Annotated in this window: 4 protein-coding genes; 2 read left to right on the forward strand and 2 right to left on the reverse strand. The window is 42.3% G+C overall.

Going from position 1 to position 4,515, the window contains the following annotated elements; genetic code table 11:
- Positions 1 to 2,375, reverse strand: a 2,375-nt coding sequence (locus ABZB17_RS20790; RefSeq protein ID WP_372653266.1) for a 2-oxoglutarate dehydrogenase E1 component, incomplete at its 3' end; no start/stop codon positions are given.
- 181 nt (positions 2,376 to 2,556) lie between these two features.
- Between ABZB17_RS20790 and ABZB17_RS20795 the strand changes: the two genes are divergently transcribed.
- Together ABZB17_RS20795 and ABZB17_RS20800 are read left to right on the forward strand one after the other, a co-directional pair.
- Complete coding sequence (locus tag ABZB17_RS20795) at positions 2,557 to 3,000, forward strand: DUF4293 domain-containing protein (protein ID WP_045030624.1); 444 nt, start codon at positions 2,557 to 2,559, stop codon at positions 2,998 to 3,000.
- A gap of 133 nt (positions 3,001 to 3,133) precedes the next feature.
- Positions 3,134 to 3,853 (forward strand): nucleotidyltransferase family protein, encoded by a 720-nt coding sequence (locus ABZB17_RS20800; RefSeq protein WP_372653267.1) that lies wholly within the window; start codon positions 3,134 to 3,136, stop codon positions 3,851 to 3,853.
- Positions 3,854 to 3,856: 3 nt separating this feature from the next.
- Here ABZB17_RS20800 and ABZB17_RS20805 read toward each other — a convergent pair.
- The coding region (locus tag ABZB17_RS20805; protein WP_372653269.1) for a hypothetical protein at positions 3,857 to 4,515 on the reverse strand (659 nt) is incomplete at its 5' end.

Consider the following 4,515-nt stretch of genomic DNA (forward strand, 5'->3'; position numbering starts at 1 on the left):
ACCAAATCAGGTTCTGCAACCGGATCGTCGATAATTTCTTTAAAATGTCCTTCTGCCAACTCTTCAATGGTTGAATGTACCATCGGGTGACGCAGCAAACTCTTTGGCGAAAACACCACCAACGGCAGACGCATTTTCATTTTCACCTGACGGCGCAACAAGTGGAACATATTGGCCGGTGTGGTTGGCATTACCACCTGAATATTATTATTTGCCGAAAGCTCAAGGAAACGCTCCAATCGTGCCGACGAGTGCTCCGGTCCCTGCCCCTCAAAACCGTGAGGTAACAACAGGGTCAGGTTATTCATCAATCCCCATTTCTCGAATGCAGAGGTAATGTACTGATCGATTATCACCTGTGCCACGTTATGGAAATCGCCAAACTGGGCTTCCCAAATGGTTAGTCCGTTGGGTTCCGATAAAGCGTAACCGTATTCAAATCCCATTACGGCATATTCCGACAGCGGCGAATTGTACACTTTAAAACGCGCCTGATTTTCCGAAACATGCTTCAACGGGAAATATTTATCTTCCGTGCCGTCGATAACAAAAGCCGCATGACGGTGAGCAAAGGTTCCGCGCTCGGAGTCCTGGCCGCTCAGACGTACCGGATGACCTTCGGCAACCAGTGTTCCGTAAGCCAGCAACTCTCCCATCGCCCAATCCAAACGGTTATCGTGAACCATCATCTTCCGGTCGGAAATAATTCGGTTTACCTTTTTGAAGAATGGAAGATCTTTGGGTAAAGTATAAATCTTTTCTGCCACATTTCTAATTGCATCTTCTCCAACACCTGTTTCAACCGGTTCATTAAAGTTGGCTTTCGATGGCAGCTCGTAATTCTCGAAATCTTTTACAAGGAATTTGCGGATCTTTAACTTTTCAATTTTCTCCGACTCCTTGTATTTGCCTTCCAAAAACTGGTCGAACTCGCGAACCTTCTTCCTCGATTCTTCGTGGGTCATAATTCCCAGTTCATTCAATCGGTCGGCATAAATATCGCGCGGATTTTTATGTTTTGAGATGGCTTTATACAACATAGGTTGTGTAAAACGCGGTTCATCGCCTTCGTTGTGCCCGTATTTGCGGTAACACAAAATATCGATAAACACATCAGAATGAAACTTCTGACGGAATTCCATGGCCAGTTTGATGGTCCAAACCAGGGCCTCTACATCGTCGCCATTTACATGGAAAACGGGTGAACGCGTTACTTTAGCCACGTCGGTACAATAGGTACTCGATCGTGCCTCGAGGTATGGCGTTGTAAATCCAACCTGATTATTAATGACCAAATGGATGGTTCCGCCGGTTTTATACCCCGGCAACTGCGACATTTGTATGGTTTCGTAAACCACTCCCTGTGTTGCAATGGCCGCATCGCCATGAATAACAATAGCCGCTGCTTTGCTGTAATCGCGCTGGTATTCGTTTTCAATCTGAGCACGAACCATTCCTTCAACAATCGGCGCAACCGTTTCTAAATGCGATGGATTGGGAACCAGTTTCAGTTTTACTTTCTTACCAAAATCGGTTTCCACCTCATTTTCATACCCCAGGTGATATTTTACATCGCCCTGCGCAATATCGTCTTCGTATTCGGTTCCGTAAAACTCTTTAAAAATATTCTGATAAGGTTTTTCCAGGATGTTCGCCAAAATATTCAAACGTCCGCGGTGCGCCATTCCCATAATAAATTCTTCCATTCCCAGTTCGGCGCCGCGTTCAATAACGGCATCGAGTGCGGGAATAATTGCTTCTGCACCTTCCAGCGAAAAACGCTTTTGCCCGACAAACTTTTTATGGATAAAATTTTCGAACCCTACCGCCAGCTTCAAATGATAGAAAAAGTGCTTTCGCTTCTCATCGGTGTACTCCTCCGAGTTTTGGGTACTTTCCATTCGCTCGCGCAACCACTGCACCACCTCAGGATGCCGCATGTAAACATATTCTACACCAATTGAACGGCAATAAGTGGCCTCCAGATGCACAATAATGTCTTTTAGTTTTGCGGCACCGATTCCGATTTCGTTACCGGCCTGAAATGTTTTTTCCAGATCAGTCTTTTCCAGTCCGAAATTTTCGATATCAAGCGTTGGTGAATACTTACGACGTGCACGAACAGGGTTGGTTTTGGTGAAAAGGTGTCCACGCTGACGATAGCCATGAATGAGATTTAAAATGGCAAATTCTTTATCGATATTGTCGGGTTTAATACCCGACGGTTTCTCAGGGTATTGTTTTCGGGCCAGTTCAAAACCCGAAAAAAACTGTTGCCAACTCTTATCTACCGATTCCGGGTCTTCAAGATAAGACTGGTATAGGTTTTCAATCGCCTCGATTTCCTGGTTTCCCACAGACGAAAATTTATCCATAGTTGATTTTTAATTAACTTTAATATGATATTCAAGAAACAATGCAGTTTTTTTATTGTTTACCTGCTATCATAGTTTTTTCCTATCAAAATTAAGCTTTCCTGATGATTTTTAGCCACGCACAGCCGATTTGGTTTTGAGAAATATTTTGATTGGCTATTTTTGCTAAAAATTTACGACAATGATTCAAAGAATTCAGACCTTGTTTATGCTGGCGGCCGGTATGTTAATCGGTTCGTTATACCTACAAAAATTTGCAGACATCATCGTTAACGATCAGCTGCATATTTTTAATGCTTTTGGAATTTTTAAAGATGAGGAATTACTTTTTAGCGGTTTGCCGCTAATGATTCTGATTGGCATTATTGCCGTGCTTCATTTGGTGGCGCTGTTTTTATATAAAAAACGTATACTTCAAATCCGCATTCTTGCATTTACAATAATCCTGATGCTGGGGCTTTTCGGACTGTTCTTTTATTTTACTTACGCCAGTTTCGAGGAAGTAAAAGTGGCCTTTAAAGTTGCTGTTGCCCTGCCGCTTGTTTGTGTTATTTTGGATTGGCTGGCTATTCGCGCCATTGGTAAAGACGAAGCTTTGGTAAGAAGTCTTGATCGGATAAGATAAAACTGAATGAAGAATGTCGATTAACGATTTGTGATTGATGATGTGTTAAAATTGCGATCAACACAGCGGTTGATACTTCTGCAATCTTAATTCGTTAATCATCATTCGATATTCAAATCCTAAAAATTGAACTATGCAAGCAATGTTATTCGCCGCCGGCTTAGGCACCCGTTTAAAAGACGAAACGGCCGATAAACCAAAAGCCCTGGTTGAAGTTGGCGGTAAACCCTTGCTGCAGCATGCCATTGAAAAACTGAGTGCTGAAGGAGCCACAAGAATAGTGGTAAACGTTCATCATTTTGCACCTCAGGTAATTGATTTTATTAATAGCAAGAGCTGGAGTGTTCCGGTACTTATTTCCAACGAAAGCGACAAACTGCTTGAAACAGGCGGCGGACTAAAATTTGCATCTCACCTTTTCGCACCCGGCCAGCCGATACTTATTTACAATGTTGATATTCTGAGCAATATCTACCTGCAGGATGTGTTTGCAGCGCACACAAAATCAAATACCATTGCAACATTGGTAGTTCGCCAACGCGAAACTCAACGTTACTTTAAGTTCGATTCGGAGCACAACATGGTGGGCTGGATCAATAAAAAAACGGGGGAAACAAAAGTATCCCGGTACGAAAACTTTCAGGAAGCTACAGAAATGGCTTTTAGTGGTATTCACATTGTTGAGCCGGAGATTTTTGATTTTATGCCCAAAGAAGATCGTTTTTCAATCGTTCAGGTTTATCTCGAACTGGCAAAAACTAAAAACATAAAAGGTTACTTCGATACTTCTGAATTGTGGATGGATGTTGGAAAGCCGGCACAACTGGAAGAAGCACGCAGCATATTTAAATAGCTGTTATTTCAGCAACTTATAATTCCGGTATTCAAACAAACGCACTCCGAAAAGCTTTTCAATTCGATATAATAAGCGATACTTTAATTTCATTTGAATTTTATCGGTATCAACTTTTACATCCCAGTTCAATCGTTTAATCCTGTTTTTCATCACTTCCGGGTGTGTTCCCTCAAAACGGGTAAGTGCATCATATTCTGCTCCGTAATTAAATTCCTGCTCCGCTTCTTTTTTCTGGGCTTCTTCTTCAGAAATTCCGGCATAAAAAGCTTTTACCGAGTCAACCTTTTCCTGCATAAATTTGGGGTGGCGTACCCAACCGTAATGGTAAATTTCAGCATCAACCGGAACGACTTTTAACTTCTCATCGTTTTTTCGAAATCCCTGTGCATCTTTATACGAACGGATGGATTTATCATTTCGAATCACCCGAATCTCATTGCGGTACCAGTGTCGACAATCGCCAACATAATCGTAAGTGCCGTAAAAATGTAGGTAGCGAAACAACAGGCCTTCAACTTCCTTGCGCGCAAGGTTGGATTCAATCGCCTTTTTAATCACCGGCAGGTATTTCTCGTGTACCACCTCATCGCCCTGAATGTAAAAACACCAGTCGTATTCATCAGGAATAGCATCAATTGCTTTATTGGTTTCGTCGGCAT

It is taken from the genome of Draconibacterium sp., from assembly GCF_041583095.1.
Classification (GTDB): domain Bacteria; phylum Bacteroidota; class Bacteroidia; order Bacteroidales; family Prolixibacteraceae; genus Draconibacterium.

Bases quoted from the DNA above. Each gene is read 5' to 3' on its own strand.
- ABZB17_RS20800 (WP_372653267.1), top strand. From the start codon at position 3,134: ATGCAAGCAATGTTATTCGCCGCCGGCTTAGGCACCCGTTTAAAAGAC.
- ABZB17_RS20795 (WP_045030624.1), top strand. From the start codon at position 2,557: ATGATTCAAAGAATTCAGACCTTGTTTATGCTGGCGGCCGGTATGTTA.